This window comes from Chengkuizengella sediminis (assembly GCF_010078385.1).
In the GTDB taxonomy this organism is placed as follows: Bacteria; Bacillota; Bacilli; order Paenibacillales; family KCTC-33759; genus Chengkuizengella; species Chengkuizengella sediminis.
Map to the genome: position 1 here is coordinate 21957 of NZ_SIJC01000011.1, position 20309 is coordinate 42265.

Genomic DNA, 20309 nt, shown 5'->3' on the forward strand with positions numbered 1-20309 from the left:
ATTTTATGCCACAAAAGTATGTAATATATTTTTTTATAACATTTTGTATTATAATGTGTTCGCTTTTAATGTATTATGCTTCTTTATATTATATAGGTGATGTTTAATTAGAATTCAGGTTCTTCAATCTTCATTTCAGCAGTGGAACTCACTGTGACAACCGGTTCCCATGAACCTCCATTAAACAAGTTTGGTATAGGAAATATGAGAGGTACTCTATATTCAACTGTTACAGTTACAGGGTTACTAGATGAATCAATGGAGATATCATAGTCTGAATCAAATCTTCTTCCTGTCCAATAGAGTAAATTTTCATCTACCAATGAAAAATCAAATATTCTCCATTCTGTATTTGAATCGAGTACTTTTATATTATTAAACTCTTGTTGTATATTGCTTTCTATTCCATTGTTTATGACACGATAAACGACTGTATAAGTGCTACTAGTTGGAGGAGCTGTAATACGTGCTGTAAATCTCATCGTACTCCCTGTACTTAGGTTCGTTGTCATATCTAAAGTTTGCTCATGTTTCACGATTCCTGCATTATTAAGCCATTGAATTTTAAATGTTGTCTCATTTTTATCAAAGGTTTTATTGTCTTCATTTTTGAAAGCAAACTCTACTTCTCTTCGTTCAGATACTTCCCATTCACTAGGAAATTCATTTTCATCACTAAAAGCAACCTGAATACCTGGTTTTATGATCACAATATCTGAAAACCGTTGCATTTTATCGGCATATTCATTTTCTTGATCTATAAGACGGTAATATACCGTATATACACCGTGAGGCATTGTATTGGTCGAGATATTCAAGTTTTTCTCATAGCTTTCATTCGGTATACCATCAAAATTACTCGAATAAAAATTTAGTGATTGACCCGTATCGTTGTTAACAAAACGAACCTGGATTCTTACACTATCCCAAGTTCTACTGTCTTCAGGATGTGATAGATGAATTTGTAGTCCAATTGGTTCTCCTACAGTTGTTGGTGTAGGGAAAAGATTTTCTTCTAATGGAATATCTGGTGCGTTTTTTTCAATGATGACTTTTCCATTCCCACTTTGATAACCATCGATGCCTTCTTGATCCGATCCGGCATTGTATGAGAATCCACCTTGACCAGCCTCATCATCTCCATCTGCATCCCCACCGTGGTAACCCCCACCACCAGCAGGGTTTCGGCAGCCACCACTATCATGATCACCACCACCACCGCCACCGAAGCCACCACGACCACCATCTTGAGCATCATCTCCACCTCTTCCACCGTTTAGGAAGCTTTGTCCTCCATCTGCTGTACCATCATCTCCATCTCCTACAAATCCACCGCCCCCTCCAGATTCATCGTCTCTTCCTCCACTAGTAGAACTAGATTGAGCAGCATTCCCGTCACTATATGAATCATACTCACAAGCCCCACCGCCACCACCAGCTACAATGAGAGGTTCTACATAACCATACGTTTGTTGATAATATCGAGTGCTGGTCGTTTTTTTAGTGACAAAAGTACCACCACCCCCACTTGGGGCATCATCTCCTGTTTCACCATCTGTGCCCACCATGATGACTAATTCCTCACCTTCTCGTAAGTAAAATGTTCCAGCGACATAAGCACCGCCACCCCCTCTATAACCACCTTCAGCTCCGTAAGTTTTAATTCTATAATTTCCTGTAGCTGGGACTGTCCATGAAGAAAAATAACCTCCATTAAACACCTGATATACGTCCTCATTATTTCCAACTTCAATGCTATTGTCCCATAGTACTTTTAAAGGAATTTCGCTTATCTCCGTAATCACGACTTGACCGTGTCCTGACTTAACTCCTGAAGTACTGGATTTATTTGATCCTACGTTGTAAGAATAGCCTCCAGTTCCGTAAGAATCATTAGAACCTCCATTCCCTCCTTTGTATCCACCCCCACCTCCGGGTCCTGTACAATCTCCACTATCACTATCTCCTCCGCCTCCACCTCCGAAGCCACCAGATGCACCTCCATCATCACCGGGTCCACCATTCCCTCCATTCAAGAAACTGTACCCACCATGTGTAGCATCTCCATCTTCTCCATCTCCACTATAACCTCCACCAGCAGGAGCACCATTACTACCATCATTTCCCCCAGAAGTGGAAGAAGAATACGTTCCTTTACCGTCACTTGAACTGGTTCTGTAACAAGCACCACCCCCACCTCCAGCAACGATTAATGGTGAATTTGAATTTGTTACTACAAAAGTACCACCCCCACCACTTGGGGCACTGGACGAATAACCACCTTCTTGTCCAACTAGAATTCGTAAACTCTCTCCTTGATTTAAGTCAAAGGTTCCAGATACATAAGCACCTTTCCCGCCATAACGTCCTCCTTCTGCTCCCCATGATTCGATTTGATATTCTCCTGATCTTGGAACCGTCCAGGATTGAATACTGCCTGTGCTACCTGTGGATGTATTACTAAAAGTATAAGTCGTTTGACCATCTGAATTCGTTCCTACCGTTTCGGCTATGCTTATCGTAAGAGGAAAGATTGTAAGAAAAAATATTAAGAAATAGACCGTGATTTTTTTAAACATGTTTTTCTCCTTTCCTTATCTATTGATTATCTAAAATTACACCACTGACCATTTCTACTTCTCCTGTATTAGAACCCTCTGCATCTGATTCTTGTATCGTTCCTTCTGTAGTAGCATCATGATCTAGTTCCGTGTCAATGGTGACTTCTTTCACTTGTAGCGCCACATTCTTATTAATGTAATTATCTAATTGTGTTTTTAGTGCTTCATCAAGCACAAACAAATCAAGATTATTTAGTGAGTTTAAGCGATAGCGATCTTCATCTTTAAATAAAATCCCTTGTACATATCCATCTGGAAGGTTGGAGTCTTGACCGACTGAGCTTACACTATTTACGGGTAACTGAGCTTCAACAATTTCTGCAGCAACTTGTTTGGTTTTACCACTGCTTTGAGATACAGCATATTCCCTAACAGCTGCCCATGCTGCTTCACCAACTGTTTGCTTTGCATTAACTACACCAAAAAGGATGATTCCACCGTAAACTAGACCTAAAATAAGAGGTAGGGCTAGAGCATACTGAATGAAATCCCCTCGTTTGTTTTTTAATCGTTTTTTAAAGGATGTATACAACACTCATTTGCACCCCCAATGCAGATATAAATAAAAATGGAGCAAAGGCCATCGACTTTTTATTCATAAACAGGGTAATTAGAAGCGCCAAGAAACAAGCAATCCAGAGTACCCACATTACACTTAAACCAAATGCGATTCCTAAACCAATCATGATTTTCACATCTCCTCCACCAACCCAATTTTGATTTAATAGAGCCATTAGAAGAAGAATTCCTCCACCTACTAGAGCACCAAATAGTGAATTCATTGGCTGTCCTAATAAAAAGAAACCTGTAATACCTAAAACAATCGGTACGGTATCCGGAATGATTTTATATTTTGCATCATATACGGCTACAAATAGAAACACAGACCAGAATATAATGTTTAGCATAATCATCATTTTGCCTCTCTCCTTTAGTAATTTTGTGAGCCGTCTTTAATCTCGATAGGATAAACGATGCTTCTTTCCATCTCGTTTTCTATATCTGACCCCATCATGGACCAGACGAAAGAAAATGCATCTGCTGTTAACTCGGTTGTGACAGTTACGGTTGCGTAATCATTCACGCCATCAGATGAAACATCAATATCTACATCTCTCACATCTGCGAGTGAGCTTGCAAGACTATTAAAAGATCCATTCGCAATTTGTATTGCCTGTGTTTCGTCTTGAAACCTTGCGTAATCTCTAGCTGCTTCACGACTTGCAGCAGATGTTCCTTGTAAAACAATCATTCGTATAGCCATATCAAAAACAAAGGCAATTATTAAGACTAGTAGTGGTAGGACAAGTGCAGCATCCATTAATGATCCTTTTTTATTTCTAAAAATTTTCATCTTTTATCCCTCCTACTCTATCTGTATTTTGGTTCTAGACACCGAATCGGCTTCCATGATAATTTCCCCAAAATTATCTACTGGTGCTTCTTCACCAGCTATAAATGCTAAAACTCTCATTGCTGGTGCTATTAAAGCTGTTTTTACACGAATTTCTGCTTTGAAATAGTATTGATCTACATCACTAAAATCTCTTCGATCATCCGAAACACCATTTCCTGTTATGGCATCTGTCATGCCACTGGCAAGGATTTCTCCGTATAAATCACTTGCATAAACGGTGATTCTAGTGCTTCCGTCGTCATCCCAACCGAGTGCATCCATATTCTTTTTAAACGCCTTATAAGCATAGTTAAAAGCTTCTTGTTGGCTATTAATAATCGTGTAATTCTCTACCGTAGGGGTAATATTGACTAGATTTCCGTCGCTATCATACTCATTTTCATAAATGATTTCTGTATCAATTTCAGCTCTTAATACTCCAGCCATCGATGCTGCATCTACAGCTGCTTGCAATTCATTATGTATGACTCTCAACTGATTAAATTCTAGGACTAGAGCAGCTAAACCAATTAATACGGGTACCATATAGGCAGCCATGAGTAGAAATCCTCTATCATTTCCAAATATTTTTTTCAAATATAATCAACCCTTTGTACATAAAGTTGTTTTCAACTATAGAACATAAAAAAAGAGATGCTCATCTGGCATCTCTTCATACTAAATATTTGTTATTTCTTAATTATCATCTGGATCAGGTGGAGGTGGGTTACATGAAAAACTCTCTTCTGCAGTTTTCTTCCAACCTGTAACAGATATTGTTTCGCTATCACTGTCTGTATGTGTATGCCACCTTGTATCTCCATCAATTGTTACATCGTTTTCCGTTGTATCACTTGTGGAAGGTCCAGTTGTCGAACCATTCGGTGCTAGATTATAACTTGCACTACTAGGACCTACATTCACGGTCACTGAAATTGGAATATTACTATTATTGGATACACTCGATGAAACGGTATAACTAGCTCCGAACCATGTATACGTCACACTATGATTATCTGGGCCATACCTACATCCTGTGGATTCAGATTCTGTTCTCGTTTGCATTCCTACATCTGATTTATTACTGGATAAAGATATCCCTGCTGATGCAATGATGAATGTAAATGAGTCCTGGCTTTCTTTGATCGACGGTGCAGATTTTGTATGATCAAAAGTACCAATAAAAAATTGTGTATTGGTACTATCCTTAGAAGGGATTGCAATTTCAGAGCCACTTATCGTTTGTCCAGGTGCAATCGTTCCTGTTTCGAGTGTTTTCCTTCCCCTCGCATCGTCAATCTCTAGCTTATATTCAAAATCGATAGTGTTTGGATTTCGAAATGTCCAGTCGGTTCCAAATGAACCTTCAGAACTTGAATTATTTGTATTGAGTGTCACTTCAGGATACAAAAATTCTATATATAACGGTACATCAGGATACCACGATCCAAGTTCACGAACTTGTTCGTAATCTGGATGCACATCGGGATGTAGATTCTCAGTCACTCGTAAAATAATTTCATAGTTTGTAAAACCTTCATGTCTTTTGACACTATCAAAGGTTAATTCCATTGTTCCTGGACTTAACACTAAATCATTGACTTCTTGTTCCATATATTCATTTCTTACTTCAGAATCTGGACTGAGACTTTTAATGTAGACATTTACTTTAATGTTAAAATAATTTGGATTGTTCAACGTCATAATCATTTCATGATTGCCTACCGCAGCCTGTCTAAGCGTTGCAGTCGGTGTATAGATTGTATCCCTGACGGTAATGTATTCTGTTTTCTCGATAATTTGGGTCCCAGTTTCAAATCGAGAAGTATCTACCCATACTTGACCAGTCGGTGGGGATGGATAAAAAACACGTTGTCCATCTACCTCTTCCCACAGACCATTTAACACCCATGTGTTTCCATGTTCATCTTTTAATTCCTCTGTCACATATGTTCCTGCATAGCCAATGCTTGTTGTGACTAAACAAAATAGAAAGATGAAAAGAATGGTTGATTTTTTCATATGCTCCACCCTCCTAATCCACAATCCATTGTGTTCTTTTATAGTTTACGGTCCCACTTCCAATGTTGGCCCAATATCCATCATCCACCCAAACTTCGACCTCTCGTTCTGTTTCTGTTGTGATCTCAGCAAAACGTAGGAAGTCCATTTCATCTCTTAAATCTTGTTTTGAAATAATGTCTGGATCAGAGTTTGGATCAGCTACATCTAATTGGATTGCTACGGTATGATTGTCCCGATCTGGAATTTCTTTACTTTCATTACTGGGTACGATCTGATTTGGTGTAAATGAAATCAGCGTGGCTTTCTCTTCCCCAGGGATGTATTGGAGTAGCGTATTTTTAAATGCCGGTTCCCAGTTCACGTTTCCATTTGCCCCTGCTTGGATCATAGCACTGTTCTTTTCTATTTCTTCTGCAACGGTGACATATAAGTAAATTGGATCTTTGTTCGGATTTTGTGTTTCCGCTGGCATTCTCCATTGAAAGGTAGTTTCAAAGGTTTCTCCTGGATCTAAGAATCCTGGATTTTCACCTGTCGTTTGAAACTGCTGTACATTAGTAAGGGATGAATCAACTTGTGCATTCGCAGGGAAGGTAGGAACCCGTTTATCTAGACCATTATTTCCCATAAATGTATATTGCGTTCCAAAAAACATCCCAATGTTTTGTTCATCTGTCGTGTTATAGATTTTTGGTGTATTTCCTCCCCCTGGTTGAGAACTCACCACATAATTTCTTAGCACAACATTGGTTACAGGGTAATCTGCATTGTTTGTAATGGTTAGCGTGGCTGTATATTGCTTTCCAGGAATACCATAACTGGATTGATTCGCTTCTTGACTAAACTGTGCTTGGTTCTCGTATTCATCCAGTCCTTGTGCTGCACCAAGGTTGGCTACTTTAGGTGTAATCCCTGTATCGGTAATGACAATTTCTAGATCATCAAATTCTTTGACTTTAAACGGGAACACAAGAATGTTTCGAGTCATGAGTTCTTGGGTATCTGAAAACCAAGCATCCACGATATCTTCAGGTGTATAGTGTTTCTTATAAAGTTCTTTTAAATCTTGGTCATTATTGGACTGTATTGTAGGATTGTCCTCGACTAAATTATCTTTTACAAAAGAGATAATTTCTTCTCTCCCTTCAGCTGTTGCAGGAAGTAATCGATCATGCATGAGAGATTGGACTCTATCAACGCCATAGGGTACATCATGATAATCTGATAATTCAATGGAATCAAACCCTAATTTCAATTTAGCCATAATTAGATCAAAGGCTTGATTGGCTATATTTTCCGCTGTCGCTGCTGTATCAAAATTTTGAGTGTGTTTAACATTAATATCGTTTACGATCTTTTGGAACCCACTATTTTCCGTTTCGCCTTTGAGGATTTTGATGAACTCTGCCTCTAATTTTTGAGTGACTTCACTCCATTGTACTGGGCCCACATTCGTTTTATTGTCGGGATTCCCAATATCATCGTAAAATCTAAAGACATTCAAAATTGGGACGATCATCACATAATCTCCGTGATCTCGAAGTATATTTGTACTTATCTTCGGAGCTTGCGAAGATTCTAAAGTGGACCATAATTTACTTTCATCCACTTTGGCTTCAGGATATAAACTTATTTGATTTGTTTCAGGATCATAATCAAGATAAATAGACATCAAATAAGTAGGTACATACATCGGACCGTGAGCACCTGGATTTTTTCGTTCTTTGACCCATATATCATCATTATAGTTATCTGTTGCTGAAGCTCCGTTAAAGGTACTTAACAACGTTATGTTTAAGGTATCGTCTACAACTAATACATCCAAATCCCCTGCCACATCTGAACTACTTTTAGGTGTACCATCTAAAGCTGTTTTGGTGGCTGAAAATGCAAATTGTTTTAGTGACACTTCTGTAAAATGATTAAACCAATAGGTCTTATATTCTTTTACTGGGGCTAACATGTCGTATTCTGCAATTACAGTGATACGTAAATCCACTTTAAAAGTACCGTTTGCATTTTCTTCTACATCTGCTCTTAAATATTGATCTACTTCGATAGTTGCTTTCTGTCCTTGAAAAGCACCAATGACCATTCCATCGGCTATATAGGTAATACCTTGATAATAGAATGTATCGGGTACTGCTACTTGTCCAACAAATTGTTCTAAATCTTCAAATAAAACGTATTCTTCTAGTTGAATTTCTTTTTTATTAATGTTTGAGACATTATCTACCCACCATTTCCATGATGTCAGCATATTGGTTTGTAAGTCAGATGCTTGTTTAACATTCGGAGTGACGTAACTTCCATTTGCATCCCATGAAGAATTGATTTGTTCTCTATTTATATGTAGTTGTTCGTAATTCAACATGATTTTTGAACCTTCTGCTGTAGTTACCGTTGTGGCTAAAATATCTGGAATAGTAATAGCATAAATGATTTTTCCTACCTTGTCCTTGAAATCAAGTGGAGGTTCTTGTTCATATAACGAGCTATAATTATTTACTAGATCAATATCAAATGGTTCATTTGCAAAAATAATCGGTTCTATAACCATTAAGACTAAAAGTAATGTTAATCCCATCATCATAAATGATTTCCATCGGTTCATTTTCAACTATAAAACAACTCCTTTCATTCATATAAATGAAAAAAAGCCGACTATTAAATAGTCGACTGTTTAGTTTGTTATTAGTATACATCTGTTACAATATATTTTGCTTGTCCTTTGGTGTATGGTTTGATTTCTAGAAATTCCTCTGGAATAATAGGGCTACCTGAAACAATATCTGAATTGGTTAGATTACTAATTCCACCAATTTCAATGGCGAAATCTCCACCATACAATATTTTTACTACATTATCGGAGTTTCTTCGTTGAATTTCTCTTGCTCTAATCTCCCATTCAGAATGAGTGGATGGAAATCCTGTTTCATCAAATTCATCTCCATTGTTTGAATTATATCTCACACTAATTGGTACTCCTGATTCTATAATCTGATTTAATAACTCAGGAGTTGCAATTTCTGCAAACACAGCGTCAAATTTAGCATCATTCACTCCTGCCCAACCTCGGTTTAATACTACACTTCCTAATGGATCATCCACTGAGAGTTTAAACGCATGTCTCATGCCCGCAGGTCGAGCAACTAGCCATTCTAGGTTTTCATTTTTATCAAAACTAAAGCTGAGGAGCATGGCTTCTTCAATGCTTCCTGAATATGTGCTATAAAATGCTTTGTCATATTCTGAAACATCATCCCAATGACCTTTATCGTATCTACTGGCAATACGATCTAATGTTTCTTCTTCATAGTCACTTATAGGAATTACGCCATTGTAATAGTTCCAAAGTAATTCTTCTACATGGAATCTAGCTTTATGTATATCTGTTTCTGTAGCCGTCCCATCTTTTATTTTTTGTGCTTTCTTATTCATAAAACTAATATAGTTAGGACTAATTCTGGTTGTATTTATCCATTGATCCACATTTGCATAATCTGGATCATACGCAGGATTTTCGCTTACACTATCATCTGGATTTGGGTTTATATCCCCACCACCGGTTGAACCACTGTTTATATCATGGTCTATATATCTTAATAACATTACGACTGCTTCTGATCTTGAAGCTTGATTTAAAGGTTTGAACGTTTTATCTGGATACCCAGCAAGAATGCCTAAATCTGTAACGAATGCTACATACGGTGCATCTTCATTAGTCACGTTTTTTGCATCTTTAAAAATTAAATCACCTTGATCATAAGAATCATATGTATCAAATTTTTCTTTATATTCATCTTCCAAAATAAACGCTCTAGCAATCATTTTCGTTATTTCTAAACGGGTAATCGGTGTATTTGGTTGAAAGTTACTTCCGTATTCTGATTTGTCTATGATTCCTACTTTCTCTGCCCCACCAATGATTCCGTTTGCCCATTTTGCATCGTTTGCATCGTTGAAAGGATTCTCAACTTCATCAATTCCTACGATTCTAGTTAATATAGCAGTAAACTCAGCTCTTGTAATTTGACCCTCTGGTTTGAAAGTACCGTTTGGATAACCGCCAATATGACCTTTACCTGCCATCCTCTCAATAGATGACTCAGCCCAATGCCCTTTTGTATCTGAAAAACTTGAAGTGCCAGCTATGGCATTCGTAGATATAACTGAAAATACTAATGTAAGTATCAAAATATATTTAACAAATTTTTTCATGATTAATCACTCTCCTTATAATAGATACTATTACTCTATATAATCATTATAGCATAAAAGTTGGATAAATACAACATTTATTACAAAATGTACTAATTTAATTTCCTATGAAGATAGAAAAAAGTCTCCAAATATTTCACCAATCTTTCCTTTTCTATCACTCCTTCCATGTACTTCTAGATTAGTATACTTTCTCCTTTCTTTTTATTATAGATAAAAAATAACCCATTCAAAGAATGGGGTTGATAAATCACTCAACTTGCAGGTATATTCTTTATAAGAATAATATAGAAGGGACGGGAGTAACGCCCTTTTAAGAAAAAGGATTGGTAATCACTTTGGTAGGTGGGTGCCGTCCTTTTTCTTTTCGATTCTATTTTTAAGTGAATAATTTGTAAATATAGTGTATAATAAACTTAAAGATTCATATACTATTAAAGAAACCGCAGGTGCTGTTACACCATACGGTTTTATACAATAGCCGTTAACAAACGGTAGGCATACATTTCTATTGGAAAATAGATCGCACCCTAGGCAAAGTTGGGCGGTCTATTTTTTGTTCCTAACAGATATTAAAGCTACTATTAATAACCCGAAGGTTAACATTAGAGAAATAGCTTGATAAACTGTCATGGCATCACCTCCTTTATGGAGGATTTGCCTACCGCCCTTGCCAACTATTGTACTTTATAGTTTACCATACATTTCTATTAAAAGAAGTTAGATTTTTTATCTATCTTTATTTTTGAAATATATAAATGTAAAAATCTCTATTTTTGGTTACCTTCAAATTTAATTATCTCACTGCTTTCTATAACTGCCCCAGTATCGTCAACTACACCTGCATGGTTGTATATAAGTGTTTCTCCTGTTTCTACTAGTTTACCAATGCAAATATTTAGATCTGTAAAAATATATTGAAAATCATGTGTTGATTCTTCTATTTTCCAACAGTGTCCATTCCACATCCCAGTTAAGATTTGATTTTCATTTGCCTCAATTTTTCTGTCATATTTCGCAGTACCAAATTCAGTTAGTATCTTATTATTTACAAGGTCAATTCCTACTTTTGTCAGTACATTTCCTGTGTCTTTCCCTACTATAGCGATTTTTCCATCCACTTTCTTTATTTTCAATTGTCCTTCTCTTGTTTTGACTAATTCAATTTGTTCCGACATATCCATTACTAAATTATATTCGTCTTCAGTAACTCCAAATCTTGGATCATATGGTAGTTTTTCTCCAACCTCTAATTTATTTATTTCACTATTATACCAATCCATGTCTTCTTGCATATTCGTTAGAATTGTATCAGCAAGTATATCTATCTCTTCTAGTGTTAGATTAATATTTTCTGGAGGAACTGTTTGTTCTTCTAGATAATCTGCGTTAAACTGACCTGTTTTTAATAACTCATAAACAAATTGAGCTGATTCTTCATATTGTGTTATTGTTTCTAATTTTTTCTCCTTATCCATTTCAATATCTTCATTTTTTCCTTCTGTTATTCCTGAATGCCCTTCTTCTTTTGAATTATCGCTACACCCAACTAGAGCTATAATTACTATTAGTATTATAAAAAAAATTTTCAATTACAAAATCCCCCATAACTTGATTATTCAATTTTAACATGAATGATCTTAGCCACTCCATTATAACTCAAAACATTTGCTGTAATGCCAGGTTTAATTAAATCTAAACTAGTATAAGCCACACCATTTTGAACTTTAGTGTTACTTGTAATTCGATAAGATTCTTCTTGATCACCATTTGTAATGACGATTTTTTTATCAGATATCTCTACTACATTTCCAGAGTAGGTATGTTCAATCATTTCTTCTGGTGATGATGTTTTCCCAATGACTTGTTCAATGCTTATTTCCTTTGACGATTCTTCATATTTATATTTTGTCATTGAATACCACAATCCTACTAAAATTAAAATCGATACTATAATAAAGTAGTATTTTTTCATGTATTAGCTCCTCATTCGCTTAAAATATCAAGAATATAATATAAAAAGCTATAAAAAAAATAAGTGCAGAGATCCCAACAAATTGTAGGAACATCCCTAAAATCTCTAACACGACTTGCCTCCTCCACTTGAGGTTATGTTTGAAACCAGTTTAAATCATACTCATAGTTATAATGTGCTGCTCCTTCAATGGCACGATATGGAATGTGCCCTGTTGCTTTCATCGTATCTCCCTCTTGTACAAATACGTCGATTGCTTTTGGCTTTGGATCTTCTACAATTTCACTAATAGATTTACAGTATCGCCTTCCTGTCTTTGGATCTTGCTCTAAATGCACAATAAAGTGTAATGCAGATGCAGCATACCCTATTTTCTCTTCTTGAGACAATAAAGAAGCTTCCTGACTCATGGATAACATTGAAGGTATTCTTTTGTGTAATGCTTCCTGTGCCGAACTAGCATGAATGGTAGACATAGATCCTTCATGACCTACTAGCATGGCTTGAAGCATATAGAAAATGGCACCATCGCGCACCTCAGACACGATAACGCGAGTTGGCTTCATCATAAGTCCTTGTTTTAATAATAATCCTAATGGAATGGCTCCTGTGCCCTCAACAGAAGGAGGTCTGGCTACAAGTCTTCTTAAATGAGGTACATCTATTGGACACTCCATTACTTCTTCTATTAACAAAGGATGCTCATCATTCTTAAACATACTACTTGCAATGGCGATCATGGTTGTTTTCCCTGTACCCATACCACCGATAAAAAGAATATTTCGTTTGCTTTCAATTAGGGCTTTAAAAAATTCTCCTGCTTGTTTAGAAAAATATCCATTATTGATTAAATCTTGTACAGTAGGTACGCTTGCAAACTTTCTGATTGCGACACTAGGATGTAGTGAAACAGGAGGAATAGATACTGCTGTTCGCCATCCTTCTGGTAATGTGAATGTAGCTAAAGGGTTTGATATATCTACACGAGAACGAGATAACAATGCTAGTTTTTCAATAAACATCATTAATTGATTTTGATCTCTAAATTTGCCTTCAAAATTAAATTTTTCTCCCCCTTTTTCATAGGTAATATCATCATGTTTATGAATAATAATATCCGATACAGCTGGGTCTTTTGTTAAAGAATCAATGACACCGTATCCTCTAATGTCAACGATGATCTCATCGATAATATCAGATGATTCTTGGTAATTACACCCCTTATTTTGGAGAAAATCTTGCAACCTACGTAAAACATTTTCTTCTTGAGAAAAATCTAACTTCTTTTGTCGTATTTCATTGGATAAGTATTCTCTAGTTGCAATGATTAATGATTCCTTGTTGTGGTTGTGTTTCATATCTGTTTGTTGAGTGTTTTTAAAGACCGATGTATTATTCATTTTTTTCTCCTCCAAATCCAAAAGGGGTTAAAAAAGTTGCCAATATTGATGACAACTTTTTTAACATAACATTGTGTGTACTAACCGTCATCTACTGTAGTATTTAAGAACGTATCCTTTAATTCTCCAAATTTTGTATTGATAGCATCTCCCATTAGAGTTAGGGCAGCGATTCCTGCTATAGCGATTAGTGTCCAAAGAAGTCCTTGTTGAACAAAATCTCCTCTCTTCCCCCCAAAAATATGTTTTACTTTTACATAAGTTTTAATTGAAACATCTTTCATTAGTAAAAACCTCCTATTTTTCTTTTCATAAATAGAAAAAGTCGTTCTTTACTAGAAAGAACGACTTGTGTTAGAAAATATCTCTAAATGTTATTGTAAGTGGACCGAGCAAAAATGAAACGATAGAACCAAATATCATCATCAACGGTACGAGCAATTTTGCTTCCGTTTTCCCTGCAATTTCTTCAATTTTTGCTTGTCGTAATTCTCTTAGATGTTTTACAATTTCTACTACTGATTCTGAAAACCCACTAGAACCTGTTTCTATAGCTTGTATAAGTTGATCCATAAATGCAAACATTTCTTGCAGATCTACTTTTTTCGAACATGCCATGAAGGCTTTATTTGCTGGAACACCAAGACGAACTTTATTTATGGCGTCTTGTATTTCATCAAACAGAAAATTATCGCGGCCATCTATTGCTTTTTGAAGTGCCTCGATAGGGGGAAGCCCTGCCGAAACTCCAACTGCAGTGAGTTCAGCAAGTGAAAGCACTTGTCTGGCCATCAAAGCCTTTCTCTTTTTCCATTTACTTTCAAGTTGTGATTGTACAACGAAAATCAAAATAAAACTAAGCAGTATAATCAAAGGTTGGAATAAAATGATCCCTATAAATAAACTACAAAAAACTAATAGCCATTGAGTCCCAATCACATGTTTTGCCTTATCTTTTGGATACCAATTTTTTTCAAGCAAATTTTCAATTTTATCATGTCTTTTCTTAAATAAACTATTGTTTGATAAAACATGTTCATAAAATTTAGCACCAATATCTCCTATTGTATGGATTATCTCTTGCTTAAGCGTATTTTTTTTCTCGTTGTTTGGAATTGAAAAACTTTTGTCCAAAATAGCTTCAGGGATAAGAGCAGCAATGATTAGAAATACGGATGCACCTATCATGATTGAATAAATCATAAGTTTCTCCTTTAAATTAAATATCGTCAAAATTCATTATTTTAAAGATAAAATACCATGCAAAAGCAGTTAATAGTATTCCAATCACAAAAAATATCCTTGCTTCATGTAGCAAAGATTGATACAGCTCAGGTGCCATAAATTTAAATGTAAACAATATCATAATAGGTATGATGCTAATTGTAACAGCACTGATTCTTTGATAAGTTGTTTTTGCTTTGATCTTTTTATCAATTTGTTTTCTTTCTCTGATGCTATTAGACAATGATTTCATAACCGTCGGAACTTCTTTACCTCCAACAGTTGTTGCTAAATATGTTGCATGATAGAGCATTTCAATTTCAGGTGATTCATACTTTTGTGAGAATGCTTTTAATGCTTGGCTTAATGTCTTTCCACCATATTGTACTTGATTCACAATGGTTTCAAATTCTTCTTTTAAAGGAGAACTAACATAATTTATTGTTGATTTGTAAGCATCTAATAAAGTAAGTCCTCCACGAACAGTGGAAGAAATCACCATGCACGCTCCTTCTAATTCTTCTAATACTTTTTTTCTTAAAAAGTAAAACTTCCATTTATGAACGAGTACAGGGACTTTTCTGGCTAGTAAAACACCAAATGGAGCAGCAATAATTCCAACTATAAATGAAAGTACTAAGTTGAAGATTAGAAAAACAAAAACAGCTCCAAATAAATCTAGAGTCCAAGGTGGAATATCTTCAAATGTGAACTTCTTTTTTTCTTCTGTTTTATCAAAAGCTTTAAATTTTGAACCAGGAATAAAACTAATTGTGATTAAAAAGACAGAAAGAAAAAATAGTATTGGAATTGCAATGATGATTTAAACCACTCCTTTTCCTTTAAAGATTCGTCTAAACCAAGGAAGTTTGGTATGTCTTTTTGTGATTGCTCCTTCAGGTAAAATTTCTTGAGCTAGTCTATATATAGCGAATCCGAATGGTGTTTTTGATAAGTCTTCATTGATCCCTAATTTGGTTGTTCTGTACTTTTCTACTTCAGGATCGTATGGAATACTAGCAAATAGTGGTAAACCTATTTTTTGTGCTGATTCCTCTAAGCTGTAAGGCATTTTGTTAGGAATTTTATTAAAAACTAATCGAAATTTTTCAATTGGCAGATTTAGTTTTCGAACAGTTCTTTGAGTGAATCCAGACGAGATATCAATCTGATCAAGATCAGCACCCGTTACGAATAATATATTGTCACTAAGTTCTAAGGCTTTTGTGTTGTTCTCTCTCAAATCATCAGACATATCAAATATGATAATATCAAAATGTTGCTTTAAAATATGGGTAACTTTTTCTATTAACTGTCCTGTCATATATTTTTCATCTTCAACGTTCCAAGGTGAAGATAAAAAGTACAAATTCTTTAAAGATGTTTCAGTCACGTATTGAGATACTTTATCCCAAGAACGATAATCCCGATCCTGAAATGTTTCCCAATTCGTAATGACGTTATTTGGTGGACTATCATTTACTAGGAAATAACCAAATTTTCTAGCTATGTCGCTGCCTTCTCTTGTGTGATCTAAATCAATGATGCAAACCCTTAGTCCGGATTGTTTTCCTATGATGTTTGATAAGTAAGTTGTAACGGTTGTTTTTCCTGCCCCCCCTTTTGGAGAGTAAACTGAGAAAATCCTGTTTTTTAAAACTCCTACTTTCGCTGTTTTCGTTTCAAGTCTTTCTTTTCTTACTTTATTATCTGTTTTTTTGATTTCTTGCATATCTGGATCTAAAGTAACATTTGAATTCACAGCATTGATTTGAATTGGTTTATATTTACTAATGCTCTCGGTTTCTGTTCCTCTACAAATTGCAATTGCACCTAATGTAGCGAACTTTTTCCATATATTTAAATTGAAATCTATAATGGATACCCACACTCTAATATTGATTCCTGGTTTAAAATCTTGTAGAAGGGCGTAAGAATCTTCTTCGTTAAAACCTATTAATACCGCGTCATAACCTGTTGTTTTGAGAAAATCTGCTGATTGAGCTACGGAAGTTGCTATAGCTACTACGTTGTGATTTTTTTCAGTAATATGAAACGTTTGCTCTTCTACAAATACTGACTCCCCACATAATAATATGTTCACTGCTCATCACCTTCATTTTCAGTATCTTCAATTATTGTTGTCTCAATTACATCAGTGGTATCGAATATTTCTATTTCCTCTGTTTCACTAAAAAAAGAATCGAAGAAAGAGTCAAATGCCTCTTCATCTGATTCATATCCCAGTGGAATTAAACTTACAAAAGTATCAGCCCCACCTGCCATATAATCAACATATTCTTCTACTAAATCAGTGGATAATGCAACTTTTATTGATTTATTTTCTAGACCTTTATCATCATCTTTCGGTGTACCTTCTAATACTTCAACTCGTTCTGCAAATCTAATTCCTGTCTTAATGTTGTTGTCTATGATATACAAATCGATTTTATCTCCTGTTTGAACAGTTCCGCCGACTGTATTGTTAGTGGAAAGAGGTATTGCTATAGCTCTTGTATTCGCATCTTCAAATTTCAACAGCTTTCCAGACATTTTAGTTTCTGATGCTTCTACTAGCATTCCTAATCGAAGGACTGATCCTCTTAAAGTAAAACCTTTTAGTATTTTTCCTTCAACGACCTTTGGATCTGTTATTAAATCAGATGGCACAACTGCTTTGGGTAATTCTTTTTTCTCAAACATATCCGGACCAAGAGCATTGCTTGTATTTACATTTTCCTTAAAAACATATGTTTCCACTGTTTCATTTTGTTGAAAGATAGATACATAGCTTGCTCCAAAAGCCAGTAAACCTAATACTAATCCGAAAATGATTAGAGTCACTCGTTTTTTCAAAATTAATTGCCTCCTTTCTTTCAATCGATTCCAAGTTGAGATGCTAATTCAGCGATACTTACATCAAAAGGATATCTATAATGAGCAGGTTTTCTCTCTGCATATGAGGATGCAACTTCGTCCGAGTCTTCAATAACAATGATAGGATTAAAATCTTGTTCTACTAATGTGATAAATGAATGTCTTAATGGTTTAGATGCATCTGCTTTATTCATTACAATCACAACTTTGGACATATCCAATTGATCAATGTTCTCTTTAAATTTCATATAGTCTGATTCTGAAGGATTTAACACCACTATAATTTTTGCTGACAATTCAATAAATTGTTTAAAGTATGGATTTTGATTTGGTAGGTCTACAACAATAACATTAGCAGGTGTATTTAAAGCTTCATTTAAGACTCCTGTATTTTGTTTAGTTAGAGCAATATCACCATATTCAGTAGAGTGAATACCTTCGGTTTTATCTGCATTAAAATGAAGAGATACTTCACCACTCATGGACATATCTATTAATCTACTAATTAATCCACGAGCATTATAAAAAGCAGATAAAGAAGCTGATACAGTAGATAATCCAACCCCTCCATTAAATCCTAATACGGATATGATTTGATTATCAGAAACAACATTTAATTCTGATTTTTGAATTTCGTTTTGTTCACTTGTTATAGCAATCTCTTGATGTACTTCACTTGTAATTTGAGTTATTGGTTGTTCATAATCCATGAACACTTTTGGATCTGGTAAAGCAGGTTCTTTTATGAGTTTTTCTATAACTTCTTTAATCTTGGACATTCTCCATTCAGTTCCTGTTAAAATATACTCTTCGGGGACACCTGCTAATTTTGAAACTTCTAAATATCTGGAACCTATTTCATCTTCTTCACCTGTCAAAACGACAAATGGAATCATCCCTTCTGTCTCTCTTATCAGATAGTTTATAGTTAGAGGATCTTGTTCATTTGAACGCACAACAACTATAATTTTTACTTCTGTATCATGTAAGGTGTCGATCATCTCATATCTTGAATCGAACATCCTCTTCACCATTTCATCTGACTGTATAAATAATTTCATCCACAACAACCTCTCTTTTAGATAATATTTAATTTTTTAAACCCTTTGTCGATTGGCTCTTTGAGTTGATTCTTTTTTACAAAAATTGCTGCTGTTTTCTTACTCGATGCTAATTCAATATTTTGTATATCATCTGGGATGATAAAAGAGCATTCAATTCCCATTCTCTTCGCAACATCCCAAGGTTCAAGCGTTCCTCTGCCAGCTTCATATCTATTAATAATTAAATGAATACGATTAATTAGTTCTTTTCCTTCTTTATCTAGGAACCTTCTAATGATGGATACAGAAAGAGATTCAGGAATTGCAATTAAAAATAACGTATTACACTGACGTAATACGCTCATAGTAGAAAAAGATATTAAGTTTCCAAAATCTATAATAATAAAATCATATTTTGATTGTATGTCTTCTAACTGTATAGATGATAAAGAATAGATAGTAACACCACCTAAAATAGCTGATTTTTTAGGTAATGAAACATCATCTTGGAATGACATCATTGTAGCGCCTCTAGAATGCTCGTCTGCATCGACTAATGCCACTTTAAACCCTTGATACTGAAGGAATGCAGCTGTATTACTAGATATCGTTGTTTTACCTACTGAACCTTTTGTACCGGAGAAGAATCCGATGACTTTACCTGCATTTTGAGGTTCTCTCTTGTTCTTTTTAATATCTTGTGTGTTTTGTGGTATTTCTTCTGATACGGTTTGACTCCCAGTTATTTTGATATTGGGATTAGGTACGGGTGTTAATTCAAAAATAACATCAAGTGATCTTTGAACCAATTGCTCTTTCTCTGGTTTATTATTTACATCTTTATTACTCTTTTTTATTTTTGAATGTACTTTTGACCTGCTTTTTAGTTTGATTTTTTTTATTTTGAATATATTAAAAAAGTCTTTCCATCTAGTCTCTTTGGTGACTACTGGGTTTATATCGTTGTCAACAGATAAATGCTCTATTGTTTGAGATTGTGTAATGATAGGTTGCTGTTCTATTGTTAAATCCGATTCTACATAAGACTTCTTATCGTTTAAATCCTTTTTCTCTTGCTTTTTAATAGGACGTTGTATAGGACTTTGATTCATTGTGTTTTCTTCTGATGTATTTCCACTATGACTTGCAATAGTCATTTCATTGTGTAACCAATTTTCTACATCATGAAGATCAAACTCATCAATAAAATGAATATCATAAATTCCGAGCCCAATAATATCCAATACCCATTTGCGATCTTCACTAAAACTTTCTGGAAATTGAACAATCAAACGTAGTCTTGGTAGATTAACTCGGGTTTGTTTTAATGTATCATAAATTCCTTGTTTATCGAGTGACCCATTATAACCGTTTATTAGTGCGACATCTGTATTCGTGTTACCATTCATTGAAAAATCCTTAAATTGTTCTAGTGTATAATCACGTTCAACAATTTCGTATCCATCTACCTCAAGAGCATCTTTAAGCCCTTCATATTCGCTGTCATAAACTAAGTGTATCCTCATT

At 35.1% G+C, this 20309-nt stretch carries 20 protein-coding genes; 1 reads left to right on the top strand and 19 read right to left on the bottom strand.

Annotated features, from left to right (window positions below; genetic code table 11):
• Positions 1-107: 107 nt before the first annotated feature.
• From EPK97_RS17970 to EPK97_RS18035, 15 genes are all read right to left on the bottom strand, one after another.
• Positions 108-2579 (bottom strand): glycine-rich protein, encoded by a 2472-nt coding sequence (locus EPK97_RS17970; protein ID WP_162038014.1) that lies wholly within the window; start codon positions 2577-2579, stop codon positions 108-110.
• Between the two features lie 19 nt (positions 2580-2598).
• Positions 2599-3156: a TadE/TadG family type IV pilus assembly protein gene (locus EPK97_RS17975; RefSeq protein ID WP_162038015.1), complete on the bottom strand. Its 558-nt coding sequence runs from the start codon at positions 3154-3156 to the stop codon at positions 2599-2601.
• On the bottom strand, positions 3137-3538 hold the full coding sequence (locus EPK97_RS17980; RefSeq protein WP_162038016.1) for a prepilin peptidase: 402 nt from the start codon (positions 3536-3538) through the stop codon (positions 3137-3139). Before EPK97_RS17980 ends, EPK97_RS17975 begins: the two co-directional genes overlap by 20 nt.
• 14 nt (positions 3539-3552) lie before the next feature.
• Positions 3553-3975 (bottom strand): TadE/TadG family type IV pilus assembly protein, encoded by a 423-nt coding sequence (locus EPK97_RS17985; protein WP_162038017.1) that lies wholly within the window; start codon positions 3973-3975, stop codon positions 3553-3555.
• Between the two features lie 12 nt (positions 3976-3987).
• Positions 3988-4614: a pilus assembly protein TadG-related protein gene (locus tag EPK97_RS17990; RefSeq protein ID WP_162038018.1), complete on the bottom strand. Its 627-nt coding sequence runs from the start codon at positions 4612-4614 to the stop codon at positions 3988-3990.
• Between the two features lie 99 nt (positions 4615-4713).
• A complete protein-coding gene (locus tag EPK97_RS17995; RefSeq protein ID WP_162038019.1) occupies positions 4714-6039 on the bottom strand; it encodes a hypothetical protein in 1326 nt (441 codons plus the stop codon).
• A gap of 13 nt (positions 6040-6052) precedes the next feature.
• Positions 6053-8662: a hypothetical protein gene (locus EPK97_RS18000; RefSeq protein ID WP_162038020.1), complete on the bottom strand. Its 2610-nt coding sequence runs from the start codon at positions 8660-8662 to the stop codon at positions 6053-6055.
• Between the two features lie 74 nt (positions 8663-8736).
• Positions 8737-10263 (bottom strand): S-layer homology domain-containing protein, encoded by a 1527-nt coding sequence (locus tag EPK97_RS18005; protein ID WP_162038021.1) that lies wholly within the window; start codon positions 10261-10263, stop codon positions 8737-8739.
• Between the two features lie 549 nt (positions 10264-10812).
• Positions 10813-10896, bottom strand: a complete 84-nt coding sequence (locus EPK97_RS22655; protein ID WP_420826810.1) for a putative holin-like toxin — start codon at positions 10894-10896, stop codon at positions 10813-10815.
• A 137-nt stretch (positions 10897-11033) separates the two neighbouring features.
• Entirely contained in the window at positions 11034-11855 is an 822-nt protein-coding gene (locus EPK97_RS18010; RefSeq protein ID WP_162038022.1) for a hypothetical protein, read from the bottom strand.
• A 23-nt stretch (positions 11856-11878) separates the two neighbouring features.
• Positions 11879-12238, bottom strand: a complete 360-nt coding sequence (locus tag EPK97_RS18015) for a hypothetical protein (protein WP_162038023.1) — start codon at positions 12236-12238, stop codon at positions 11879-11881.
• 134 nt (positions 12239-12372) lie between these two features.
• Positions 12373-13638, bottom strand: a complete 1266-nt coding sequence (locus tag EPK97_RS18020) for a TadA family conjugal transfer-associated ATPase (protein WP_162038024.1) — start codon at positions 13636-13638, stop codon at positions 12373-12375.
• Between the two features lie 80 nt (positions 13639-13718).
• Entirely contained in the window at positions 13719-13922 is a 204-nt protein-coding gene (locus EPK97_RS18025; RefSeq protein WP_162038025.1) for a Flp family type IVb pilin, read from the bottom strand.
• A 70-nt stretch (positions 13923-13992) separates the two neighbouring features.
• The gene (locus tag EPK97_RS18030) at positions 13993-14841 is read right to left on the bottom strand and encodes a type II secretion system F family protein (protein WP_162038026.1); all 849 of its coding nucleotides are present in this window, start codon (positions 14839-14841) and stop codon (positions 13993-13995) included.
• A 16-nt stretch (positions 14842-14857) separates the two neighbouring features.
• Entirely contained in the window at positions 14858-15361 is a 504-nt protein-coding gene (locus EPK97_RS18035) for a type II secretion system F family protein (protein ID WP_162038027.1), read from the bottom strand.
• Positions 15362-15503: 142 nt separating this feature from the next.
• Here EPK97_RS18035 and EPK97_RS18040 point away from each other — a divergent pair, with 142 nt between their 5' ends.
• Complete coding sequence (locus EPK97_RS18040; protein ID WP_162038028.1) at positions 15504-15689, top strand: hypothetical protein; 186 nt, start codon at positions 15504-15506, stop codon at positions 15687-15689.
• Here the strand turns inward: EPK97_RS18040 and EPK97_RS18045 are convergent.
• Genes EPK97_RS18045 through EPK97_RS18060 form a run of 4 tightly spaced genes read right to left on the bottom strand, consistent with a single transcriptional unit; the run spans position 15686 to position 20308 of the window.
• A complete protein-coding gene (locus EPK97_RS18045; RefSeq protein WP_162038029.1) occupies positions 15686-16966 on the bottom strand; it encodes a nucleotide-binding protein in 1281 nt (426 codons plus the stop codon). The genes EPK97_RS18040 and EPK97_RS18045 overlap by 4 nt on opposite strands.
• Positions 16963-17718, bottom strand: a complete 756-nt coding sequence (locus EPK97_RS18050) for a CpaB family protein (RefSeq protein ID WP_162038030.1) — start codon at positions 17716-17718, stop codon at positions 16963-16965. The genes EPK97_RS18045 and EPK97_RS18050 overlap by 4 nt, the downstream gene beginning before the upstream one ends.
• A gap of 20 nt (positions 17719-17738) precedes the next feature.
• Complete coding sequence (locus tag EPK97_RS18055) at positions 17739-18800, bottom strand: MinD/ParA family ATP-binding protein (protein ID WP_162038031.1); 1062 nt, start codon at positions 18798-18800, stop codon at positions 17739-17741.
• Between the two features lie 17 nt (positions 18801-18817).
• Complete coding sequence (locus EPK97_RS18060) at positions 18818-20308, bottom strand: CpaE/TadZ family protein (RefSeq protein WP_162038032.1); 1491 nt, start codon at positions 20306-20308, stop codon at positions 18818-18820.
• Position 20309: the final 1 nt, after the last annotated feature.

Bases quoted from the DNA above. Each gene is read 5' to 3' on its own strand.
- EPK97_RS17970 (WP_162038014.1), bottom strand. From the start codon at position 2,579: ATGTTTAAAAAAATCACGGTCTATTTCTTAATATTTTTTCTTACAATC.
- EPK97_RS17980 (WP_162038016.1), bottom strand. From the start codon at position 3,538: ATGATGATTATGCTAAACATTATATTCTGGTCTGTGTTTCTATTTGTA.
- EPK97_RS17985 (WP_162038017.1), bottom strand. From the start codon at position 3,975: ATGAAAATTTTTAGAAATAAAAAAGGATCATTAATGGATGCTGCACTT.
- EPK97_RS17995 (WP_162038019.1), bottom strand. From the start codon at position 6,039: ATGAAAAAATCAACCATTCTTTTCATCTTTCTATTTTGTTTAGTCACA.
- EPK97_RS18005 (WP_162038021.1), bottom strand. From the start codon at position 10,263: ATGAAAAAATTTGTTAAATATATTTTGATACTTACATTAGTATTTTCA.
- EPK97_RS22655 (WP_420826810.1), bottom strand. From the start codon at position 10,896: ATGACAGTTTATCAAGCTATTTCTCTAATGTTAACCTTCGGGTTATTA.
- EPK97_RS18015 (WP_162038023.1), bottom strand. From the start codon at position 12,238: ATGAAAAAATACTACTTTATTATAGTATCGATTTTAATTTTAGTAGGA.
- EPK97_RS18020 (WP_162038024.1), bottom strand. From the start codon at position 13,638: ATGAATAATACATCGGTCTTTAAAAACACTCAACAAACAGATATGAAA.
- EPK97_RS18025 (WP_162038025.1), bottom strand. From the start codon at position 13,922: ATGAAAGATGTTTCAATTAAAACTTATGTAAAAGTAAAACATATTTTT.
- EPK97_RS18030 (WP_162038026.1), bottom strand. From the start codon at position 14,841: ATGATTTATTCAATCATGATAGGTGCATCCGTATTTCTAATCATTGCT.
- EPK97_RS18055 (WP_162038031.1), bottom strand. From the start codon at position 18,800: ATGAAATTATTTATACAGTCAGATGAAATGGTGAAGAGGATGTTCGAT.
- EPK97_RS18060 (WP_162038032.1), bottom strand. From the start codon at position 20,308: ATGAGGATACACTTAGTTTATGACAGCGAATATGAAGGGCTTAAAGAT.